We start from the raw sequence: 20219 nt of genomic DNA, 5'->3' as shown, positions 1-20219 counted from the left end.
TGCCGCAGCAAGGGCTAGGCCAAGACGTTTCCCGTCCTGCCCTCACCCCTGCCCCTCTCCCACTCGGGAGAGGGGTTCCGCGTGCCTCTTTTGGCAAGACCATAGGCTCTTCAGAACTTCACCGCCGGCGGCCGGTCCGCTCCGGCGGTCGCCGCGAACGTCTCCATCGGCTTGGCGCCCCAGAACAGCTTCGCCCAGATCACACCCGGGAAGGTGCGAATCTCGGTGTTGAAGGCCAGCACCGCCTGGATGTAGTCGCGCCGCGCCACCGCGACCCGGTTCTCGGTGCCTTCGAGCTGCGACTGCAGGGCGAGGAAGTTCTGGTTGGACTTCAGCTCCGGATAGCGCTCGACCGTGACGAGCAGCCGCCCGAGCGCGCCGGTGAGCTGGTTCTGCGCGTCCTGGAATTCCTTGAACTTCGCGGGGTCGTTGATGGTCGAGGCGTCGACCTTGACCTGGCTCGCCTTGGCGCGGGCCTCGACCACCGCGGTCAGGACCTCGCGCTCCTGCGCGGCATAGCCCTTCACCGTCTCCACCAGATTCGGGATCAGGTCGGCGCGGCGCTGATACTGGTTCTGCACCTCGGACCAGGCGGCTTTCGCCTTTTCCTCCAGCGTCGGCACGTTGTTGTAGCCGCAGCCGGCCAGCACGACGCCGAGCATGCCGAGAATGAGCCAGGTGAGCGGCCGGCGAAGATGAGTCGAAAACGACATGCCGAAAACCCCTTTTGGCAACGTCAGAACTAGCGATTCGGACCTTACTCGCCAGCGCCCGCCCATCCAAGCTGTCACGCTGCGACGAATGGCCTATCGTGCGATTCTCACTGGAGCTTCGCCCATGCGCCTGTCTCTCTTTCTCTCTCTGTCATCCGCCCTGCTGGCCGCGCAGATCGCCGTCGCCCAGCCACAAGCGCCCGCCCCCGAGGCTGCGACCGGGCGCGCCACCAAGACCCTGGGCACAGCCCAGCGCTTCATGGCCGCCGCCGCCAATCCGCTGGCCGCGACGGCCGGCCGCGAGATCCTGCGCGCCGGCGGCAGCGCGGCGGACGCCGCCATCGCGATCCAGCTCGTCCTGAACCTCGTCGAGCCGCAGAGTTCCGGCATCGGCGGCGGCGCCTTCTTCGTCCATTGGGACGAGGCCGGCCGCAAGGTCACGACGCTGGACGGGCGCGAGACCGCGCCCGCCGCCGCCAAGCCCGACCGCTTCATGAGGGACGGCAAGCCGATGCCGTTCCGCGAGGCCGTGGTCGGCGGCCGCTCCGTCGGCGTGCCCGGAACGCTGAAGCTGCTGGAAGAGGCGCATCGCCGCTGGGGCAAGCTGCCCTGGGCCGATGTCGTCGCGCCCGCGGTAAAACTGGCGGAAGAAGGCTTCGCGATCTCGCCGCGCCTCAACGGCCTGCTGGCCGGTGAAAAGGACCTCCCGAAGAACGCCCTGGCTGCTGCCTATTTCTACGAGCCGGACGGCAAGCCCAAGACCGTCGGCACCATCCTGAAGAACCCGGCCTTCGCCGCGACGCTGCGCGCCGTGGCCGCACAGGGCTCGGAAGCCTTCTACAAAGGACAGATCGCCGAGGACATCGTCGCGACGGTGACCGGCCACCCGACCAATCCCGGCGACATCACGCTGGCCGACCTCGCGGGCTACAAGGTCGAGGAACGCGACCCGGTCTGCGGCGCCTACCGCATCTGGCGCCTCTGCGGCATGGGCCCGCCGAGCTCGGGCGCCGTCGCGCTCCAGCAGATGCTCGGCATCCTCGAAGGCCAGGACCTGCGCCGCATCGGGCAGGGCGCCGATGCAGCCCACTGGTTCACGGAGGCAGGCCGGCTCGCCTTCGCCGATCGCGCGCTTTATCTCGCCGATCCCGCCTTCATCAGTGTGCCCGTGCGCGGCCTGATCGATCGCGACTATATCCGCTCGCGCGCCGGCCTTGTCAGTCCCGAGCGCTCGATGGGCCGCGCCAAGCCCGGCGATCCGCCACATCGGCGCGCGCAGCTCCTTGCCCCCTCCGACGGCATCGAGAACGGCACCAGCCATATTTCGGTGGTCGATGCGGACGGCAATGCCGTCGCCATGACCACGACGATCGAGGACGGTTTCGGCTCCCGGCTGATGACCAAGGGCGGTTTCCTGCTCAACAACGAGCTGACCGATTTCAACTTCGCACCCGAGGAGGACGGCAAGCCCGTCGCCAACCGCGTCGAGCCCGGCAAGCGCCCGCGTTCCTCGATGGCGCCGACGCTCGTCTTCGACGCTTTCGGCCGGCTCCATGCCGTGGTCGGCTCGCCCGGCGGCAGCCAGATCATCGGCTATGTCGCCAAGACGCTGGTTGCCCTGCTCGACTGGAAGATGGACCCGCAACAGGCCGTCGATTTCGGCAATTTCGGTAGCCGCAACGGCCCGACCGAGCTGGAGAAGGGCACCGAGGCCGAAGCCTGGAAAGCGGCTCTGGAGGCCAGAGGCCACGAGGTCCGCCTGCTGGAGATGACCTCGGGCACGCAGGCCATCGTCAAGACGCCGGAAGGCTTTCTGGGCGGCGCCGACGGCCGCCGCGAAGGCGTCGCGATCGGCGACTGAGCAGGATTACTGTTGCGCCGGGCGCTCGCCACCAGCGCCGCGCCCGGCGATCAGCCAGTAGACGAAGCCCGTCGCCGCGCCGACCAGGAAGAGCCCGGAGATGATCTGGATCTCGGCCGTGCTCGGCGCGCGCGACAGCCGCAGCATCGCGAGCGGCAGGAGCGCAGCCAGAAGCCCGGTGAAGCCGCTCTGGAGCAGGCCGCTGCGCAGACGGAAGAGTTCGGAGCCAACCGCGACCAGCACCACCGGCGCCACGATGATCGCCATGCCGAGCTTGCCGATCAGGGCAAAGGCCGCCTGAGCGGCCGGCGCCGGATCGATCCCGCTCTCGGCGAGCCCGAACAGGATATCGATCAACCGCTCGATACCGCCGCCGATCAGCATGGCCACGGCGGGCGAAGCAAAGCTCGCCGCTCCCAGGAAGAACACGCCCGCCCCCATCGCGACGAGGCAGGCGAACGGGATCAGCAGGAGCCAGCGCAGCAAGGCTTATTCCGCCGCCACAGCCGGAGCGTCGGCCTGCGCCTCGTCCAGCATGAGCCGGGCGCGGGCGGAGAGTTTTTCCGTCTCGCTCTTGAGCTGGCCGCAGGCGGCGAGGATGTCGCGCCCGCGCGGCGTGCGCACCGGCGAGGCATAGCCGGCGCGGAAGACGATCTCGGAGAAGCGCTCGATCCGGTCCCAATCCGAGCACTCGTATTTAGTGCCGGGCCACGGGTTGAACGGGATCAGGTTGATCTTGGCCGGGATGCCCTTGAGCAGGCGGACGAGCTCGCGCGCTTCGGCGTCGGAATCGTTCACGCCCTTCAGCATCACGTATTCGAAGGTGATGCGCTTGGCGTTCGACAGGCCCGGATAGTTCCGGCAGGCCTCGAGCAGGTCCTTGATCGGGTATTTCTTGTTGAGCGGCACCAGCTCGTTGCGCAGGTCGTCGCGCACGGCATGCAGCGAGATCGCCAGCATCGTGCCCATCTCCTCGCCGAGCGGGCCGATCTGCGGCACCACGCCCGAGGTCGAGACGGTGATGCGGCGGCGCCCGATCGACAGGCCCTGATCGTCCGTGATCACGGCGATCGCATCGCGCACGCCGTCGAAATTATAGAGCGGCTCGCCCATGCCCATGAAGACGATGTTCGAGACGAAGCGCCCGCCATCGTTGGGAACGAAAGCGCCGTCCGGTGCCGCGCGATTCGGGAAATCGCCAAGCCGGTCGCGCGCCACCATCACCTGGGCGACGATCTCCTCGGTCTTGAGGTTGCGCACCAGGCGCTGCGTGCCGGTATGGCAGAAGGTGCAGGTCAGCGTGCAGCCGACCTGGCTGGAGACGCAGAGCGTGCCGCGATCGACCTCGGGGATATAGACGCATTCGATCTCGGCGCCGCGATCATGCGGGCCAGTCGAGGGCATGCGCATCAGCCATTTGCGGGTGCCGTCGGTCGAGACCTGCTCGGCCGTGACGGTCGGTAGGTCGAGCGAGAAACGCTCGGCGAGCTCACCGCGCAGCCCCTTGCCGATCGTCGTCATCGCGTCGAATTCGCGCACGCCGTAATGGTAGATCCAGTTCCAGAGCTGGCCGACGCGCATGCGCCGCTCCTTCTCGGGCACGCCGATCTCGGCCAGCGCCTCAAGCAAGCCAGCGCGGGTGCGCCCGACCAGCGAAGGGCGTCGCAAAACGGGTTCGGCCGCCGGAGCGGCGGTAGCGGGAACGGATGCGGTCATCGGAGCTCTGTCGTCGCCCATCGGGGAAGGCGCGGGATTTCGCGGCTCCCTAGCACAATTCGGGCAAAAGCGGAAATCCGCCCTCCACGCGGATCATCCCAGCCACGGCGAAACGGAAAGCCGGGATGACGGCGTGGAGCCTTTCAGCCTTACTTGCAGGCGTCCTCAGCCCGCTTCACGATCTGGCTGATGCCGGCGAGCGAGTACTTGTCGCTGGTCGGGTTGCCGCGCTTGGAGGTGCCCTTGATCTCCAGCCCGGAGCCACGGCGCAGCGAGTCGAGCATGCGCGGCTCCTCGGCCGGGTTCTTCAGCCACATGTTCTGGCCCTTGGCGACCAGCGCGAAACGCTCGTTGCCGACGATCGCCTGATGCTCGACCCCTTCCTTGAGGTCGAAATTCATCACGAAGCTGATCTCGTTGCGCACGCCCTCGCCCGGCCGGCTGGAGACGAAGAGCAGGCCTTCGACATCCTTGAGATTGGCGGGGATGCGGGTCTCGGCCTTGGACAGAGCGTAGCAGACCTTGGAACGACCCTGCTGCGACGAGAAGGCCTGCCATTTTCCGGCCGTCTCCAGCAGCATGGCCTGGCCCTGGCCAGGACTGGCGGCAGCGGCGGCGGCCGGAGCGGGCTTGGCGCGCTGCTGGGCGGCTGCGCCTGTCGGCAGCAACAAAACAGCAATGCCGCCCGCCGCGAGGGTGGCAGCAAGAGCGGAACGGGGGGCAGCGGCGCGGGAGGTGCGGAGGAACGAGTTGATCATGGACCGCCATCAGTCACTAAAAAACTTAATACCGCGTTTACCACCTGTTGATCAGGCGATCGCGCGGGAACGGCGGAATAGAGTGTCACGATCCTGGCGAAAATACGAATGATGACGGGGCGGTTCCGTGCCGCCTCCGGCCATGCCAAAATCGGGCGCGATGAGGACGAAGGCGGATCGACGATGAAGGCCCTGCTCTGCGACCATTACGGCTCGGCCGGTGAGCTGGCGATCCGCGACCTGCCCGATCCGATCCCCGGCCCCGGCGACGTCGTGATCGCAGTAAAGGCCGCCGCCCTCAACTTCTTCGACACATTGATCATTCAGGGCCGCTACCAGACGAAACCCGCATTCCCGTTCTCACCCTCGGCCGAATGCGCCGGCACGATCAGCGCCGTCGGCGAGGGCGTGACCGGCTGGCAGGTCGGCGAGCGCGTCGCGGCCTGGCTGGGTTACGGCGCAGCGCGCGAAAAGGTTGCGGTTTCCGCCGATCAGCTCATCCGCATTCCCGAGCGGCTCGACGATGCGCAAGCGGCCGGCCTCTTCGTGACCTACGGCACCGCGATGCATGGCTTGATCCAGCGCGCCGGACTGAAGGCCGGCGAGACGCTCGCCGTCCTCGGCGCCTCCGGCGGGGCGGGTCTGGCGGCGGTCGAGATCGGCGCGCTGCTCGACGCCCATGTCATCGCCTGCGCCTCCTCGGCCGACAAGCTCGCGCTCGCCCGCGAGCACGGCGCGCAGGAGGAGATCGATTATGCCCGCGACGACATTCGGGCCGAATTGAAGAAGCTCACCGAAGGCCGCGGCGTCGATGTGCTCTACGACACGGTGGGCGGCGAATTGGCCGAGCCGGCCCTGCGCTCGATGGCCTGGGAGGGGCGCTATCTGGTGGTCGGCTTTGCCGGCGGCGAAATCCCGAAAATCCCGCTCAACCTCTTGTTGTTGAAGGGCTGCGACCTGCGCGGCGTGTTCTGGGGCCAGTTCGTCGCGCGCGACCCGGCCGGCCACCGCCGCAACATGGAGCGCCTGCTGGACTGGGCAGCGGGCGGTCATATCCGCGCCCATGTCCATGCCACGATCCCGCTCGAACGCTGGACCGAGGCCTACGCGCTGATCGCCGACCGCAAGGCCAAGGGCAAGATCGTCCTGACGCTCTGACAATCGCGTTCCACGAAGACCTCGAAAAAGCCCACCGCCGTCATCCCGGGCGACCGGAGGGAGACCCGGGATCCATGCCTGAACCTCTACCGTAGGCGCTCCGGCATGGATCCCGGATCGGCGCCGCTCACGCGGCTTGTCCGAGATGACCGCGTGTTTCCGGTGAAAGCGAACTAAAGCTCCGCCATCGCCTGCTTCGCCCGCTCGCGATGCTCGATCGTGATCGAGCCGGCAACGGCTGCGATCGCAGCCGCGATCACCGCCGCATCATCGGTGAAGCCGAGCAGCGGCATGATGTCCGGCAGCGCATCCACCGGCAGCACGAAATAGCCGAGCGCGGCGAGCAGCGTCAGCCGGACGCGCCGCGGCGTCGCCGGATCGCGGGCGCAGAACCACGCGGCCAGCAGATCCTCCGCGAACGGAATACGCTTCGCGACGCGCTTGAGCCGGGCCATGAAATCGGCGCCGAACTTCGCCTCGTCGCGCAGGCTCTTGCGGATCGCCTCCATCTCCTCCCGGCTGAAGCTTGCGCTGAACCCCTCGCTCATCCCTGTCTCACTCCTTGGCGGTCGATGACGCCGATGATCGCGCAACCATAATCGGCGCGCCCTATCGAAAGATGGCCCCGGCGCAATCCTGCACAAGAGGCGGTTCCGAAAACCCGCTTGGAGCGGCGCGAAACGCCCTCTAAACCGGCTATCACAACAAGATTGACGGGAAACGCGCCATGAAACTCGATTCCTCCCTCGCCGCCATCGTCACCGGCGGCGCCTCCGGCCTCGGCGAGGCGACCGCGCGCATGCTGGCCGGCCAGGGCGTCAAGGTCGCGCTGCTCGATCTCAATGCCGAGCGCGGCGAGGCCATCGCCAAGGAGATCGGCGGCGTCTTCGCCCTCTGCGACGTCACCAGCGAGGCCTCGGTTGACGAAGCCTTGGCCAAGGCCCGCGCCGCCCATGGCGTCGCCCGCATCATCGTCAACTGCGCCGGCATAGCGCCCGGCCGCCGCGTCGTCTCGAAGAAACGCGACACCGGCGAGCTGATCGCCCATGACCTCGCCACCTTCGAAAAGGCGGTCGCGATCAATCTGACCGGCACCTTCCGCATCATCGCCAAGTCGGCGGTCGCGCTCGCCGGGCTCGATCCGGTGACGGAGGATGGCGGCCGCGGCGTCATCATCTGCACGGCCTCGGTCGCGGCCGAGGACGGCCAGATCGGCCAGGCGGCCTATGGCGCCTCCAAAGCCGGCGTCGTCGGGCTGACCCTGCCGGTCGCGCGCGATCTCGCCGGGGTCGGCATCCGCATCGTCACGATCATGCCCGGCCTGTTCGAAACCCCGATGTTCGCCGGCTTGCCCGACGACGCCAAGGCCTCGCTCGCCGTCTCCGTGCCGCATCCCTCGCGCCTCGGCCGCCCGGCTGAATATGCGGCGCTCGCCCGCAGCATCATCGAGAACGACATGCTGAACGGCACCGCGATCCGCCTGGACGGCGCGATCCGGCTGGCGCCGAAATAGTACCGTCATTGCGAGCGTAGCGAAGCAATCCAGGGGCAGCAGAGCTCTACGTCCTCCTGGATTGCTTCGTCGCTACGCTCCTCGCAATGACGCCCTCAGACGATGCGATAGACCTCGCCGGCGCTGCGATCCCGGTAGAGGTCCACGCGCTCGCCGTTCCAGTGATAATCGAGATGCCGGCCCTGAACCGGGTGGCTGGCGCCGTCGGGGTAGAACAGCCCCGCGCATTCGCCGCCGGGGCAGCGCACGCTGGGATAGGCGATGCCGGCAGAGCCCAGCCCACGCAAGCCGATGCCGAGCGCCTGGCTCTCGGTGTAATCCGTGGGATCGAGCGCCGGGGCAGCTTCGACCCCGAGCGAACGGATATCGTGAAGCTCCGCGTCGACCTCCATTACGATCTCGCGGAATTGCGAGGTCCAGCCCGGTGGCTGGGCCGTCGCCCGCATGAAGCGGGCGTGGTGATGGATCGTCTCCAGCAGCGCCACTTCGAAGCTGTCCCCCACATAGAGCACGCCAAAACTGCCATCGCTGAAGCGGCTCGGCCGGTCCGGGCTGACATGGGTGAAGGGTGCCATCAACCAGCTCGCGCCCGGCCCCGAAACGCGCCGCTCCGCCGGCACAAGATCGAGATTGCCGATCGTCTCCATCAGGCGTGGATTGGTCTTCTGCTCGGCCGCGATCAGAAGCGGCCAGTCGGCGGGATCGGCGATATCCTCGAACAGGTCGATCGGCGGGAAGATGCTGCGGATGATCCGGACCGCACCGCGCCACTCGACCTCCGCGACCGGCAGAATAGCCGGATCGATCACCAGGCGCCCCGTTCGGCATCGAGCAGACGGCGCACCCGCATCAGATCGGTGAGTTCGCCGCCGAGCATGACATCAACAGCCGACTTGCCACCGAAATCAGCATTGGCCCGCTTGATCCAGTCATAGCCGCGCTGCGGCTCGGTGAAGATCAATCGCAGCGCCTTGTGAATACCCATCAGGTTCGACAGGCGAGCCTTGCCGTCGCGCGAGATGCGGCCGATCTCGCCGGCCTTCCAGCGCCGATAGCTCCTGACCGGCAGGTCGATCAGAACAGCCGCTTCCTCGTCGGTGATCCGCCAGAGCCGGAACAGATTCACGGCGGCGCGGAACATCGCGGCGGCCTCGTCATCCGTGATCGGATCGGGGACGAAATCGCGCTGGGCCGTCTCGATGCGCAGCAGGGCCGTCATGGCATCGCTCTCCATTTGGCATAAAATGGAGACAACCCTGCCAAATGGCAAGAGACATCCAAAACACCGCCATCATCCCGGACAAGCCGCGTCAGCGGCGCCGATCCGGGATCCATGCCTGAGCCTCCATCGGAAACGCTCCGGAAAGAACCCGGGTCTGAGCTTCGCTCCGCCCGGGATGACAGCGTGGAGATTGCTGGACCTTACTCGTCCGTCTTCGCCGGCTTGATCTCGTGCTTCAGGATCAGGGGCGTCTGCGCCAGCGCGAAGGCCATGGTCAGCGGCATCACGCCCCAGACCTTGAAGGCGACCCAGAAATCCTGGGTCTGCGTGCGCCAGACCACCTCGTTGATGGCTGCCAGCACGAAGAAGAACAGCCCCCAGCGGAAGGTCAGCTTGCGCCAGCCTTCCTCGTCGAGCTGCAGCACCGTCTCCAGCACCAGCGAGAGCAGCGCGCGGCCGAAGAGCAGCCCGCCGAGCAGCACCGAGCCGAACAGCGCATTCACGATGGTCGGCTTGACCTTGATGAAGAAGGCATCGTCCAGCGCCAGCGTCAGCCCGCCGAAGACGGTGACGACGATCGCGTTCACGATCGCCATGCGCGGCAGATAGCCCATCAGCGCCCGCGACAAGGCCAGTGCGATCAGAGACGCCGCGATGAAGATGCCGGTCGCGACGAAGATGCGCCGGTCCTCGGCCACGCCGAACAGCCGGTCGCCATAGGAATTGGCGAAGAAGAAGATCGCCAGCGGCCCGAATTCCAGCGCGAGCTTGAGCAGCGGATTGACCGCCTTGCCCTTCTCAACTGCGCCCGCCGGTTGCTGCATCGTCTCGCTCACGCCGCCTCTCCCGAAGCTGATTCCATGCCCGCCACGGCCCGCGCGAAGTCGCGCGCCGAGAACGGTTCCAGATCGTCGACGCTCTCGCCGACGCCGATGAAATGCACGGGCAGGCCGAACTGCGCCGCCAGCGCCACCAGGATGCCGCCGCGCGCGGTGCCATCGAGCTTGGTCATGACCAGCCCGGTCACGCCCGCCGTCTCGCGGAAGGCCTCGACCTGCGAAATCGCATTCTGGCCGACGGTGGCGTCGAGCACGAGCAGGGCCGCATGCGGCGCGCTCGGATCCTGCTTGCGGATGACACGCACAACCTTGGCGAGCTCGTCCATCAGTCCCTGCTTGTTCTGCAACCGACCGGCCGTGTCGATCAGCAGCACGTCGGTATTGTTCGCCTTGGCCTTCTGCAGCGCCTCGAAGGCGAGGCCCGCCGCATCGGCGCCCTGCTGGCCATAGACGACCTCGGCCCCGGTGCGCTCACCCCAGACCCGCAACTGCTCGATCGCCGCGGCGCGGAAGGTATCGCCGGCCGCGAGCATCACGGATTTGCCCTCGCTGCGGAACTTCGCGGCGAGCTTGCCGATCGTCGTGGTCTTGCCGGAGCCATTGACCCCGACCATCAGCAGCACGAACGGCTTTTTCGTGGCGTCGATCGCCAGCGGCTGCGCGACCGGCAGGAGGATCGTCTCGACCTCGCGCGCCAGGATCGCCTTCACCTCGGCCGGCTCGATCTGCTTGTCGTAGCGCCCGTCACCGACCGCTTTCGCGATCCTGGCGGAGGTCGCGAGGCCGAGATCGGCCTGGATCAGGATGTCTTCGAGATCCTCCAGCGTGCCGGCATCGAGCTTGCGCTTGGTGAAGAGGTCGGTGATCCCCGTCGTCAGCGCCGAGGAGGTCCGCGACAGCCCCTCTGTCAGCCGCCGCCACCAGCTCCGCTTCGGTTGCGGCGCAGGGACGGGGGCAGGTTCGGCGGCCACAACGGGCTTGGGCTGCGGAACGATGGCGACGACTGGTTCCGGCTCCGGCTCGACCGGAGGCGCAACCTCTTCAACCGAAACAGGAGGCGCGACGGGCTCAGGGGTCGGCGCCTCGACGATAACCGCTTCCGTCTCGACAGCCGTCGCAGGAGAGATCTCTTCAACGTCCGGCTTCGGCGCCTCGACCGGTTCGGCAACCGGCTCGGTCACCGCCTCCGGGGCTGGCGCCGGCTTGGCCGGCTCCTCGTCGCGTCCGAACAGCCTCGAAAAGAAGCCGCGTTTCTTCGGTTCGGTCTCGCTCATCGTCGTCCTGTCTTCGGTTCGGCGGGCATATCGGGTTGCGCCGCCGGGCCGGCTTCGCTAGCGCAATGCCATGGCAGCGCCGGACCGACCAGAAAATTCGCAATCCCACGGGCAGATCGACGACGAGTTGCCGGTGCCGCTGCTCTATCGCGACGCCATGATGCTCGTCATCGACAAGCCCGCCGGATTGCCGTCGCATCGGGGTCCGCAGGCCAAGCGCCGGATCATCCCGGTCCTGACCGATTATCTCGACGCGCTCCGCTTCGGCCTGCCGCGCAAGCCGGAAGCAGCCCACCGCCTCGACAAGGACACCTCAGGCTGCCTCGTGCTCGGCCGGCATCCCCGCGCCATGGCCGAGCTCAACCAGATGTTTCGCGACGGGCGCATCGGCAAGACCTATTGGGCGATCGTGCAAGGCGAGCCTGCGCAGGACGAGGGACTGATCGACTTGCCCTTGGCCAAGCGCTCGCCCGAGCGCGGCTGGTGGATGAAGGTCGATCCCGCCGGCCTGCCCTCCCAGACCCGCTACCGCGTGCTGGGCCGGGGCGAGAGCGAGCACGGCCCGCTCGCCTGGCTCGCGCTGGAGCCGTTGACGGGTCGCACCCACCAGTTGCGCGTCCATTGCCAGGCTTCGGGCTGGCCGATGCTCGGCGACGAGATCTATGGCGATGCCCCGCGCGAGGGCGGGCCGGGCCTCCAGTTGCACGCCCGGTCGATCGCGATCCCGCTCTACAAGAAGCGCGATCCGATCGTCGTCGAGGCGCCGCCACCGCCGCATATGCTGGCGGCGCTCGGCGCCTGCGGCTGGAACAGGGTTTAGAACGCGTCAACGCGGCGTCTGCGACATACTGGCGGCGATCAACCCTTCGCTAATCCGGGGCTGCTATGCCACGGCTGCAACATCTCTCGTCATGCAGCCATGACCGATAGCGCCGTCGCCGAACAAGAGCTTCTGCCCCTGCACGAAGCCCGCGCCCGAACCCCGGACGGCGCCGTGCCGCCGCTTGCCGTGCTCGTCGGCTGGGTCGAGACCTACCTGATGAGCGCCCATGCCGATCTCGGTCGCTCCGGCGCCGTCTGTCCCTTCACCCGCCAGGCCGCGAAGCTCGACACGGTCCGTCTCGGCATCTCCACGGCGACCGCTGCCGATGCGGAGGCGGCCTTTGCAGCCGTCAGCCGGAGCTTCGCCGAGCTCGATGCGATTCCCGCCCCGCCGGCCATGCAGCATTTCCGCACCGTGATCATCGGCTTTCCCGGCTGCGCCGATCCGGCCGGCACGGCGATGCTGCAAGGCATTCAGAAGCGCTTGAAATTCGCCTCCCTGCGCCGCCTCCGCATGATTGGCCTGATGCATCCGGACTCGGAGGCGCCCGGCCTGTGGAACCCGCAGTTCCGTCCCTTGCGCGCACCCTTCCCGGTCGTCGCCGTCCGCCACATGGTCGAGCATGACGCGCCCTTCGCCGCGCGCCACCCGCTCCTGATGCTGCCTTATCTCGCCCGCTTCCGCATGGCCGGCGCCAGGCGCTTGATTCAGCATCTGCGCGCGGGCCCATGAACGCATCCCTGCCTTTGCCGGCCCGGCGGGACGGTGCCGTGACGCTCGATCTTGTCGAGGATGTGGCTGGCTTCCTGGAGCTGCGCCGCGACTGGGAGGCCCTCTTCGAACGCTCCGCCACCCCCGCGCAGCTCTTCCAGAGCCATGTCTTCCTGCGCCATTGGGCGACGCATTACCTGCCCCCCGACACCCGGCTCAGCATCGTCATAGCGCGCCAAGGCGGTGAACTGGCGATGGTCTGGCCGCTCGTCCGCCAGAGGCGTTACGGTCTCGATACCCTCCGCTTCATGGGCGTCCCGGTCGCCCAGTTCGGCGACGTGCTCGTTGGCGATGGCCAGAAAGCGCTGCTGGAAGCAGGCTGGGCATTCATTCAAAGCCGAGGCGCCGATCTCTTCGAGGCCCGCAAGCTGCGGGCCGATTCCCGCCTCGCCCTGAGCGGCCTGCTCGACGACGCCGTGCAGGGCGATCGGCAGGAAGCGCCCTTCGCGAAGCTCGGCCGCCGCGTCGGCGAAACCGGGCCGAGCCTCGCCTACCCCGCACGCGAGCGCTCGAACCATCGCCGTCGCCTGCGTCGTCTGGAGGAATGCGGCCCGATTGCCTACGCCATGCCGGCGCCCGGCCCGGAGGCGGCACGGCTCGCCGCCGCCGCCATCGCGATGAAGCGCATGACGCTCGCCCGGCGCGGCATCGTCGCGCCGGTCATCAACGATCCCCGCTTCGCCGCCTTCTTCACCGATCTGGCCGCCGACGCCTCCGGCGAGGCTTCACTGCGAATCGCAGCGCTATCGATCAACGATGCCCCGATCGGCATCGACCTGTCCTTTGACTGCAAGGGCCACAGCTTCGCCCATGTCCTCGCGACGGACTCCGAGCACGAACAGGCCGGCATCGGGAAGATTCTGATCCACCACAGCTTCGCCAGTGCCCGCGCCCGCGGCAGCGCGGTCTTCGACCTGCTGGCACCGGCCGAGCCTTACAAGCTGGAACATGCCGATGGCAGCGTCGCGGTCAGCGACCGCCTCCGGCCGCTGTCGCTGAAGGGGCGGCTCGCCTGTCATCTCGGCATCCAGCATTGGCGGCCGATGCTGAAAACCCTGGTGAAACGCCTGCCGGCGGGCCTCTCGCGTCAGGTCATGCCGGCGCCGCGGCAAGGCCCGTAGCCCGGAACGATGGTTTCGACTCAATCCGAAATCGCGTCGATGGCTCGTGCCAGCTTGACGTCGAGCTCGGTCAACCCGCCCGCATCATGGGTCGCAAGCGTGACGTCCACGGTACGGTAGACATTCGACCATTCCGGATGGTGGTTCATTGCCTCCGCGAGCAAGGCGACGCGCGTCATCCAGCCGAAGGCTTCGCTGAAATCGCGGAAGACGAAGCGCTTGGCGATGGCTTCGCGCCCCTGCGCCAACTTCCAGCCGGTCAGCGTCGCCAGTGCTTCGGCCTGCGCTTCCGGGGATAGCCGCTTCGGCCGGGTCATCGCCGCATCTCCCGTGACAGGCGGTTCGGGTAGGCGGGGCCGAGCGGACAGGCCGCCTCCAGCACATAAGGTCCGCCGCCGATCGAATCGCGCGAGGACATCAGCGCCACCCGGCGCGCGGTGAAGGTGAAGGGGCGGACGATCGGGTGCAGGCTGAGGAAATGCGCGAGTTCGACGGGGGTCGTGTCGCGCAAGCGTGCCAGCGTGACATGCGGCACGAATTTGCGCGCTTCCGCCGGCAGCCCGAGACGGCGCATCTGCCGTTCGAGATCGCCCTGCAGATCGGTCAGCGCCTTGCTCGGCTGCGCCCGCGCGAAGACCGCACGCGGCTTGTCGCCGCCGAAGCTGCCGAGCGCATCGAGTGTGATTTCGAACGGATAGGCCGTGAGATCGGAGAGCATGTGGTCGACATCGTTCGCCATGCGGCGGTCGACATCGCCGAGGAAGCGCAACGTGATGTGGTAGTCGGCCGGCTCGATCCAGCGCGCACCCGACAATCCGCCGCGATGCAGTGTCAGCCCGGTCGCGACCTCGGCGGGAATTTCCAGAGCGATGAACAGCCTCGGCATGAGCGAATCCCTGCCAAGCGATTGTGACTCTGGCGAGACGGTAGAGCAGGAAGCCGGCTTAGGGGAATTGTTTTTGCACTGTCGCTGCAGCCCACACCCTCGCCGTCATCCCGGACAAGCCGCAAAGCGGCGCCGATCCGGGATCCATGCCGGAGCGTTCCCCATAGGGGTTCAGGCATGGATCCCGGGTCTCCCTCCGGTCGCCCGGGATGACCCGCGTTTGGGTAAGAAATCAGAACTTACGGGCAGGGATTGCCCGCGAGCTGATGAATCGCGTCGATTTGCGCCTCAACCTCCGGCGAAAGCTTGACGTCGATCGAGGCGATATCGGTCCTGAGCTGCTCCATCGAGGTCGCGCCGATGATATTGGCGGTGACGAAGGAGCGGCTGTTCACGAAAGCGAGCGCCATCTGCGCGGGATCAAGGCCGGCATCGCGAGCGAGCGCGATATAACGCTTGATCGCGTCCTCGGCTCCGGCCGTCTGATAGCGCTGGCCCCGGTCGAACAGCGTCGTGCGTGCCCCGGCCGGGCGGGCACCATCGAGATATTTGCCGGTCAGATAGCCCTGCGCCAGCGGCGAATAGGCGAGCAGGCCGACATCCTCGTGCAGCGCGACCTCGGCGAGCGCCGTCTCGAAGGTGCGGTTGAGCAGATTGTAGGCGTTCTGGATCGACTGCACCCGCGGCGTGCCGCGCGCTTCCGAATCGGTCACGAAGCGCATCGTCCCCCAGGCGCTCTCGTTGGAGAGGCCGAGATGGCGGATCTTGCCGGCCTTGATCACCTCCGCGAAAGCGTCGAGCTGCTCGGCGATCGGGGTCTCGTCAGCCGCAGGCGCAAAGGCGTCCTTGGCGAAGCGCGTCGGATTCGAACCCCAGGGCATCGGCCGCTCGGGGAAATGCAGCTGGTAGAGGTCGATGTAATCCGTCTGCAGCCGTTGCAGGCTCTTGTCGACGGCCTCGAAGATCTGCTTGCGCGTCACCCGCGTCGGGCTCTTGTCGTCGCGGAACCAGGTATTGCCGCCGCGCCCGCAGACCTTCGACGCCAGGATGACCTTGTCGCGATTCTTCCGCGCCTTGAACCAGCTGCCGATGATCCGCTCGGTCGAGCCTTGCGTCTCCGGCCTCGGCGGGATCGCATAGAGTTCGGCCGTGTCGAAGAAATTGACGCCCTGCTCGATGGCGTAATCCATCTGGGCATGGCCTTCGGCTTCGGTGTTCTGCTCTCCCCAGGTCATGGTCCCCAGGCAGATCACCGAGACCTTGAGATCGGTACGTCCAAGGCGGCGGTATTCCATGGCGAAGCAACTCCGGAAGCGGGGGCCGGCAGGCGGCAATACGGGAATCGGGGATACGCGCGCGGAGAACCCGCAGGCGGATCAGGACCTGGGCGGCAAGGTAGCGATGAAGCGCTCGACCGTCGGCAGGATGGTCCGGACGATGACGGAGACGCCATCGGCCGTGGGATGAAGCCCATCCGCCTGGTTCAGGGCGCGGTCGCCCGCGATGCCTTCCAGGAAGAACGGGTAAAGCACCAGCCCGTGCTTCTTCGCAAGCTCCGGATAGATCGCATCGAAGCGTTTCGCGAAATCCTCGCCGAGATTGCGCGGCGCATACATGCCCGCGAGCAGCACCGGGATCTTCCGTTCGATCAGACGGGCGATGATCGCTTCGAGATTTTTCCGGGTTACGGCCGGATCCACCCCGCGCAAGGCATCGTTGGCGCCGAGTTCGAGGATGACGCCGTCGGCCCCCTCCGGCACCGACCAGTCGAGCCGTTCGAGCCCGCCTTGCGTCGTGTCGCCGGACACGCCGGCGTTCACGATTTCGACAGCGAGGCCTTTCTGGCGCAACGCCTGCTCCAGCACGGCCGGAAAGGCGGCGCTGGCGGGCAGATTGTAGCCTGCCGAGAGCGAATCGCCGAAGGCGACGAGCTTCAGCGAGCGCCCGGCACTCGAAGCGGATGGTGAAGTCTGGGCGCCGGCCATGTCAGGGGAACCGATGAAAAGCAGCAGGAAGGCGACGAAAAACGTCGCAGCCGATTGGACAAGCGCGAGCCTGAACCCATATGGCCGCAGACCGTGCCGCGCCGCGGTTCCGCCCCGCTCGGGACGCGATCCGGTGCGAACGGGGATGGCGATGGAAGCGCAAGTCAGGATCATGGCGTGATGAGCGAGAAGGCCGTTTCGGCAATCGAGTTGCAGGATGTCCACTTGAGTTTGGGGCGTGGCGCCGCCCGCGTCCATATCCTCAAGGGCGTCTCGGTGTCGCTGGCCGACGGCGAGGCGACCGGGCTCGTGGGCCCCTCCGGCTCCGGCAAGTCGACCCTGCTGATGACCATGGCCGGTTTGGAGCGCCCCGATTCAGGCCTGGTCAAGGTCGCCGGCCAGGATCTTGGCGCGCTCGACGAGGATGGGCTCGCCGTCTTCCGCGGCCGGCATATCGGCATCGTCTTCCAGTCCTTCCATCTCGTGCCGACAATGACCGCCCGCGAAAACGTCGCGCTGCCGCTGGAACTCGCCGGCCATCCCGACGCCTTCACTCGCGCCGAAGCCGAACTGCGCAATGTGGGCCTGGGCCACCGCATGGACCATTACCCGGCCCAGCTTTCCGGCGGCGAGCAGCAGCGCGTCGCCATCGCGCGCGCCGTCGCGCCGGACCCGGCGATCCTCGTCGCCGACGAGCCCACCGGCAATCTCGACGAATCGACCGGCCGCGCGATCGTGGACCTGATCTTCGCCCTGAAACGCGAGCGCGGCGCGACGCTGGTGCTGGTCACCCATGATCTCTCGCTCGCCGCGCTTTGCGAACGCACGGTCCGCCTGCGTTCCGGCGTGATCGAGGCCGAGCCCGAGACGGTGGTCGCCTGACGATGCACGCCCCCGTCAAGCCGACCTCGCACCCTCCCGCGCATTCCCCGGGCATCGGCCTCGTCCTGCGCCTCACCATTCGCGACCTGCGCGCCGGCTTGCGCGGCTTCGGCATCTTCATTGCCTGCCTGGCGCTCGGCGTCATGACCATCGCCGCCGTCGCCTCCGCCTCGCGCGGCCTGACCGAGGGCCTCGCCCGCGAAGGACGCCGCATCCTCGGCGGCGACGCCGCCTTCAGCCTGATCCATCGCGAGGCGACACCGCCCGAACTCGCCTTTCTGACGGCCCGCGGCGCCGTTTCCAGCATCGCAACCATGCGCGGCATGGCCAATGCCGGCGAGAAGGGCGCGGCCCTGGTCGAGATCAAGGCGGTCGATGCCGCCTATCCGAGCATCGGCACCGTCGAGACCGATCCTCAGGCGCCGCTGCCCGGCCTGCTCGACCAGCGCGACGGAGCCTATGGCGCCGTCGCCGATCCCGTCCTGTTCGGCCGGCTCGACCTCAAGCCCGGCGACATCGTCACGGTCGGCGGTGCAAAGATTCAGCTGCGCGCCAACCTGATCTCCGAACCCGACAAGATCGCAGCCGGCGTCGGCTTCGGCCCGCGCCTCCTGATGTCGCAGGACGCGCTGAGGGCGACCGGCCTGATCCAGCCCGGCAGCCTGATTCGCTGGACCTACCGCCTCCAGCTGCCGCAGACTGCGACCAGCGACGCCGAGCTTGAAAAAGTCATCGCGGATGCCGGCACGCAGCAGCGCGATGCCGGCTGGGAAATCCGCTCCCGCGCCAACGCCGCGCCGAGCTTCCAGCGCAATCTCGAACGCTTCACCCAGTTCCTGACGCTGGTCGGCCTCACTGCCCTTCTGGTGGGGGGCGTCGGCGTCGCCAATGCGGTGCGCCGCTTCGTCGAGGCCAAGAAGCTCGATTTCGCCACGATGAAGGCGGTCGGCGCCACCGGCGGGCGCGTCGTCGCGATCCACCTGACCGAGGTGATGCTCGTCGCCGCCATCGGCACGGCGATCGGCCTCGTGCTTGGCGCCGCCGCGCCTTTCGGCCTTGGCGCCGTCGTCCAGAGCATCCTGCCGGTGCCGTTCGAGCCAACGCTGGCGCCGGGCGAGCTCGCCATCGCCGCGCTCTACGGCCTGCTCACCGCGTTCGTCTTCGCGATCATCCCGCTCGGGCGCGCCCATGATATTTCCGTCTCCGCCCTGTTCCGCGACAAGGTCGAGCCCGATCCGCGCCGCCCCCGCGCGATCTATCTGGTGCTCTGCGCGCTCGCGCTCGCGGGTTTGGCCGGCGTCGCCATCGGCTTCGCCTATGACCGCCGGATCGCGCTGATCTATATCGGCGTGATGTTCGGCGTCTTCCTGCTGCTGCGCGCCGTCTCGCTCGGCCTGATGGCGCTGGCCCGCCGTATTCCGCGCCCGCGCCGCCCGGCCCTGCGCATGGCACTGGCCAACAGCCACCGGCCGGGCGCCTTGACGCCGGCGCTCGTGCTCTCGCTCGGCCTCGGCGTCGCCCTGCTTTCGGCGCTGTCCTTCATCGATGTCAGCCTGACCCGGCAGCTCACCGGCGCCTTGCCCGACAAGGCGCCGAGCTTCTTCTTCCTCGACGTGCCCAGCCGCGATTCCGAGCGCTTCGACGCCTTCCTCGCGGCCGAGCGGCCGGGCGCCAGGACCGAGCGCGTGCCGATGATGCGCGGCCGCATCGTCTCCGTGAACCAGACCCGCGCCGAGGACATCAAGGCGAGCGAGCAATCCGCCTGGGTGCTCGACGGTGACCGCGGTATCACCTATGCCGCCACGCTGCCGGAAGGCTCGCGCGTCGCGGCCGGCGAGTGGTGGCCGGCCGATTATCGCGGCGAGCCGCTGGTCTCCTTCGACGCCCAGAATGCCGCCGGCATCGGCCTGAAGATCGGCGACAAACTCACCGTCAACGTGCTCGGCCGCAACATCACCGCCCGCGTCGCCAATTTCCGCACGGTCGACTGGCGCTCCTTCGGCATCAATTTCGTGATGGTGTTCTCGCCCAACACCTTTGCCGGGGCGCCACACACCAATCTCGCCACCATCGCGACGAGCCCGGACGGCAAGGGCGCGACCGATGCCGCGCTGATGCGCCGCCTCGCGCTCGACTTCCCGGCTGTCACGGCGGTGCGGGTCAAGGACGCGCTCGAAGCAGTCAATACGATTGTCGCCCAGCTCGCCATGGCGATCCGCGGCGCCTCCGGGCTCGCCATCGCCGCCAGCCTGCTCGTGCTCGGCGGCGCGCTCGCAGCCGGACAGCGCGCGCGGCTCTATGACGCGATGATCCTGAAGACCCTCGGCGCGACCCGCCGCTTCATACTTTCGTCGTACGCCCTTGAATACGCCGCCATCGGCTTCGTCGCAGCCGTTTTCGGCGTTCTCGCGGGTACAGCGGCGGGCTGGGGCATCGTCACGCAAGTGATGCGGATCGAGTTCGTCAGTGATCCCAGAGGGGCTATACTGGCTGCGACTGCCGCCGTTGGTGTTACCGTCCTGTTCGGGCTTGTCGGTACGATAAAAATACTAACGAAAGCGCCGGCTTCTCATCTCAGAAATTTATGATGACTATCTGAGAACGACTCTCGATAGACATTAAGATCCTGTAATTCTGCATGGGTGCGGCGCCGAACTTCTATACCGGCGTCGGCCTTAACCATGGCGGGCTCTTGTA

Annotated in this window: 21 protein-coding genes; 8 read left to right on the top strand and 13 right to left on the bottom strand. The window is 67.5% G+C overall.

The window, feature by feature from the left end:
* Positions 1 to 110: 110 nt before the first annotated feature.
* Positions 111 to 713 carry a LemA family protein gene (locus tag ACODTJ_RS24930; RefSeq protein WP_454654437.1) on the bottom strand — a complete coding sequence of 201 codons (603 nt, stop codon included), beginning with the start codon at positions 711 to 713 and terminating at the stop codon, positions 111 to 113.
* A gap of 124 nt (positions 714 to 837) precedes the next feature.
* Here ACODTJ_RS24930 and ggt point away from each other — a divergent pair, with 124 nt between their 5' ends.
* Positions 838 to 2574 carry a gamma-glutamyltransferase gene (gene ggt, locus ACODTJ_RS24925; protein ID WP_454654435.1) on the top strand — a complete coding sequence of 579 codons (1737 nt, stop codon included), beginning with the start codon at positions 838 to 840 and terminating at the stop codon, positions 2572 to 2574.
* Positions 2575 to 2580: 6 nt separating this feature from the next.
* Here ggt and ACODTJ_RS24920 read toward each other — a convergent pair whose 3' ends face one another.
* The 3 genes from ACODTJ_RS24920 to ACODTJ_RS24910 all read right to left on the bottom strand — a co-directional run bounded on the left by ACODTJ_RS24920 (position 2581) and on the right by ACODTJ_RS24910 (position 5048).
* On the bottom strand, positions 2581 to 3060 hold the full coding sequence (locus ACODTJ_RS24920; protein WP_454654434.1) for a hypothetical protein: 480 nt from the start codon (positions 3058 to 3060) through the stop codon (positions 2581 to 2583).
* A gap of 3 nt (positions 3061 to 3063) precedes the next feature.
* The gene (gene rlmN, locus ACODTJ_RS24915; RefSeq protein ID WP_454654433.1) at positions 3064 to 4290 is read right to left on the bottom strand and encodes a dual-specificity RNA methyltransferase RlmN; all 1227 of its coding nucleotides are present in this window, start codon (positions 4288 to 4290) and stop codon (positions 3064 to 3066) included.
* A 149-nt stretch (positions 4291 to 4439) separates the two neighbouring features.
* Positions 4440 to 5048, bottom strand: a complete 609-nt coding sequence (locus ACODTJ_RS24910; protein WP_454654432.1) for an invasion associated locus B family protein — start codon at positions 5046 to 5048, stop codon at positions 4440 to 4442.
* A 183-nt stretch (positions 5049 to 5231) separates the two neighbouring features.
* On the opposite strand from ACODTJ_RS24910, the gene ACODTJ_RS24905 reads away from it, so the two are divergent.
* On the top strand, positions 5232 to 6206 hold the full coding sequence (locus ACODTJ_RS24905; RefSeq protein WP_454658915.1) for an NADPH:quinone oxidoreductase family protein: 975 nt from the start codon (positions 5232 to 5234) through the stop codon (positions 6204 to 6206).
* Positions 6207 to 6379: 173 nt separating this feature from the next.
* Here the strand turns inward: ACODTJ_RS24905 and ACODTJ_RS24900 are convergent, their stop codons facing one another.
* Positions 6380 to 6715 (bottom strand): YkvA family protein, encoded by a 336-nt coding sequence (locus ACODTJ_RS24900; RefSeq protein ID WP_454658914.1) that lies wholly within the window; start codon positions 6713 to 6715, stop codon positions 6380 to 6382.
* 218 nt (positions 6716 to 6933) lie between these two features.
* On the opposite strand from ACODTJ_RS24900, the gene ACODTJ_RS24895 reads away from it, so the two are divergent.
* A complete protein-coding gene (locus ACODTJ_RS24895; protein ID WP_454654430.1) occupies positions 6934 to 7719 on the top strand; it encodes an SDR family NAD(P)-dependent oxidoreductase in 786 nt (261 codons plus the stop codon).
* Between the two features lie 95 nt (positions 7720 to 7814).
* Here ACODTJ_RS24895 and ACODTJ_RS24890 read toward each other — a convergent pair whose 3' ends face one another.
* The 4 genes from ACODTJ_RS24890 to ftsY form a co-directional block, all read right to left on the bottom strand.
* Positions 7815 to 8531 carry an RES family NAD+ phosphorylase gene (locus tag ACODTJ_RS24890; RefSeq protein WP_454658913.1) on the bottom strand — a complete coding sequence of 239 codons (717 nt, stop codon included), beginning with the start codon at positions 8529 to 8531 and terminating at the stop codon, positions 7815 to 7817.
* Positions 8525 to 8938: an MbcA/ParS/Xre antitoxin family protein gene (locus tag ACODTJ_RS24885; RefSeq protein WP_454654429.1), complete on the bottom strand. Its 414-nt coding sequence runs from the start codon at positions 8936 to 8938 to the stop codon at positions 8525 to 8527. The genes ACODTJ_RS24890 and ACODTJ_RS24885 overlap by 7 nt, the downstream gene beginning before the upstream one ends.
* Positions 8939 to 9141: 203 nt before the next feature.
* Complete coding sequence (locus ACODTJ_RS24880; protein ID WP_454658912.1) at positions 9142 to 9765, bottom strand: septation protein A; 624 nt, start codon at positions 9763 to 9765, stop codon at positions 9142 to 9144.
* Positions 9766 to 9773: 8 nt separating this feature from the next.
* Positions 9774 to 11054: a signal recognition particle-docking protein FtsY gene (ftsY, locus tag ACODTJ_RS24875; protein ID WP_454654428.1), complete on the bottom strand. Its 1281-nt coding sequence runs from the start codon at positions 11052 to 11054 to the stop codon at positions 9774 to 9776.
* A 157-nt stretch (positions 11055 to 11211) separates the two neighbouring features.
* Here ftsY and ACODTJ_RS24870 point away from each other — a divergent pair, with 157 nt between their 5' ends.
* From ACODTJ_RS24870 to ACODTJ_RS24860, 3 genes are all read left to right on the top strand, one after another.
* Complete coding sequence (locus tag ACODTJ_RS24870; protein WP_454658911.1) at positions 11212 to 11874, top strand: RluA family pseudouridine synthase; 663 nt, start codon at positions 11212 to 11214, stop codon at positions 11872 to 11874.
* 99 nt (positions 11875 to 11973) lie between these two features.
* Complete coding sequence (locus ACODTJ_RS24865) at positions 11974 to 12609, top strand: DUF6875 domain-containing protein (protein WP_454654426.1); 636 nt, start codon at positions 11974 to 11976, stop codon at positions 12607 to 12609.
* 38 nt (positions 12610 to 12647) lie between these two features.
* Positions 12648 to 13769, top strand: coding sequence for a GNAT family N-acetyltransferase (locus ACODTJ_RS24860; protein WP_454654424.1), 1122 nt, complete (start codon positions 12648 to 12650; stop codon positions 13767 to 13769).
* Between the two features lie 20 nt (positions 13770 to 13789).
* On the opposite strand, the gene ACODTJ_RS24855 is transcribed toward ACODTJ_RS24860, so the two are convergent.
* The 4 genes from ACODTJ_RS24855 to ACODTJ_RS24840 form a co-directional block, all read right to left on the bottom strand.
* Positions 13790 to 14086, bottom strand: coding sequence for a 4a-hydroxytetrahydrobiopterin dehydratase (locus ACODTJ_RS24855; RefSeq protein WP_454654423.1), 297 nt, complete (start codon positions 14084 to 14086; stop codon positions 13790 to 13792).
* The gene (gene thpR, locus ACODTJ_RS24850; protein ID WP_488850542.1) at positions 14083 to 14655 is read right to left on the bottom strand and encodes an RNA 2',3'-cyclic phosphodiesterase; all 573 of its coding nucleotides are present in this window, start codon (positions 14653 to 14655) and stop codon (positions 14083 to 14085) included. The genes ACODTJ_RS24855 and thpR overlap by 4 nt, the downstream gene beginning before the upstream one ends.
* Positions 14656 to 14894: 239 nt before the next feature.
* The gene (locus tag ACODTJ_RS24845) at positions 14895 to 15950 is read right to left on the bottom strand and encodes an aldo/keto reductase (protein ID WP_454654420.1); all 1056 of its coding nucleotides are present in this window, start codon (positions 15948 to 15950) and stop codon (positions 14895 to 14897) included.
* An 81-nt stretch (positions 15951 to 16031) separates the two neighbouring features.
* Positions 16032 to 16640, bottom strand: a complete 609-nt coding sequence (locus ACODTJ_RS24840; RefSeq protein WP_454654418.1) for an arylesterase — start codon at positions 16638 to 16640, stop codon at positions 16032 to 16034.
* 180 nt (positions 16641 to 16820) lie between these two features.
* Here ACODTJ_RS24840 and ACODTJ_RS24835 point away from each other — a divergent pair, with 180 nt between their 5' ends.
* The gene (locus tag ACODTJ_RS24835; protein WP_454654416.1) at positions 16821 to 17522 is read left to right on the top strand and encodes an ABC transporter ATP-binding protein; all 702 of its coding nucleotides are present in this window, start codon (positions 16821 to 16823) and stop codon (positions 17520 to 17522) included.
* Between the two features lie 2 nt (positions 17523 to 17524).
* Positions 17525 to 20110, top strand: a complete 2586-nt coding sequence (locus tag ACODTJ_RS24830; protein WP_454654414.1) for an ABC transporter permease — start codon at positions 17525 to 17527, stop codon at positions 20108 to 20110.
* Positions 20111 to 20219 lie beyond the last annotated feature (109 nt).

It is taken from the genome of Allobosea sp. FG18, from assembly GCF_057809495.1.
The sequence above is the reverse complement of the archived record's forward strand: the minus strand, read 5'-3'. Positions and strand labels throughout refer to the sequence as shown.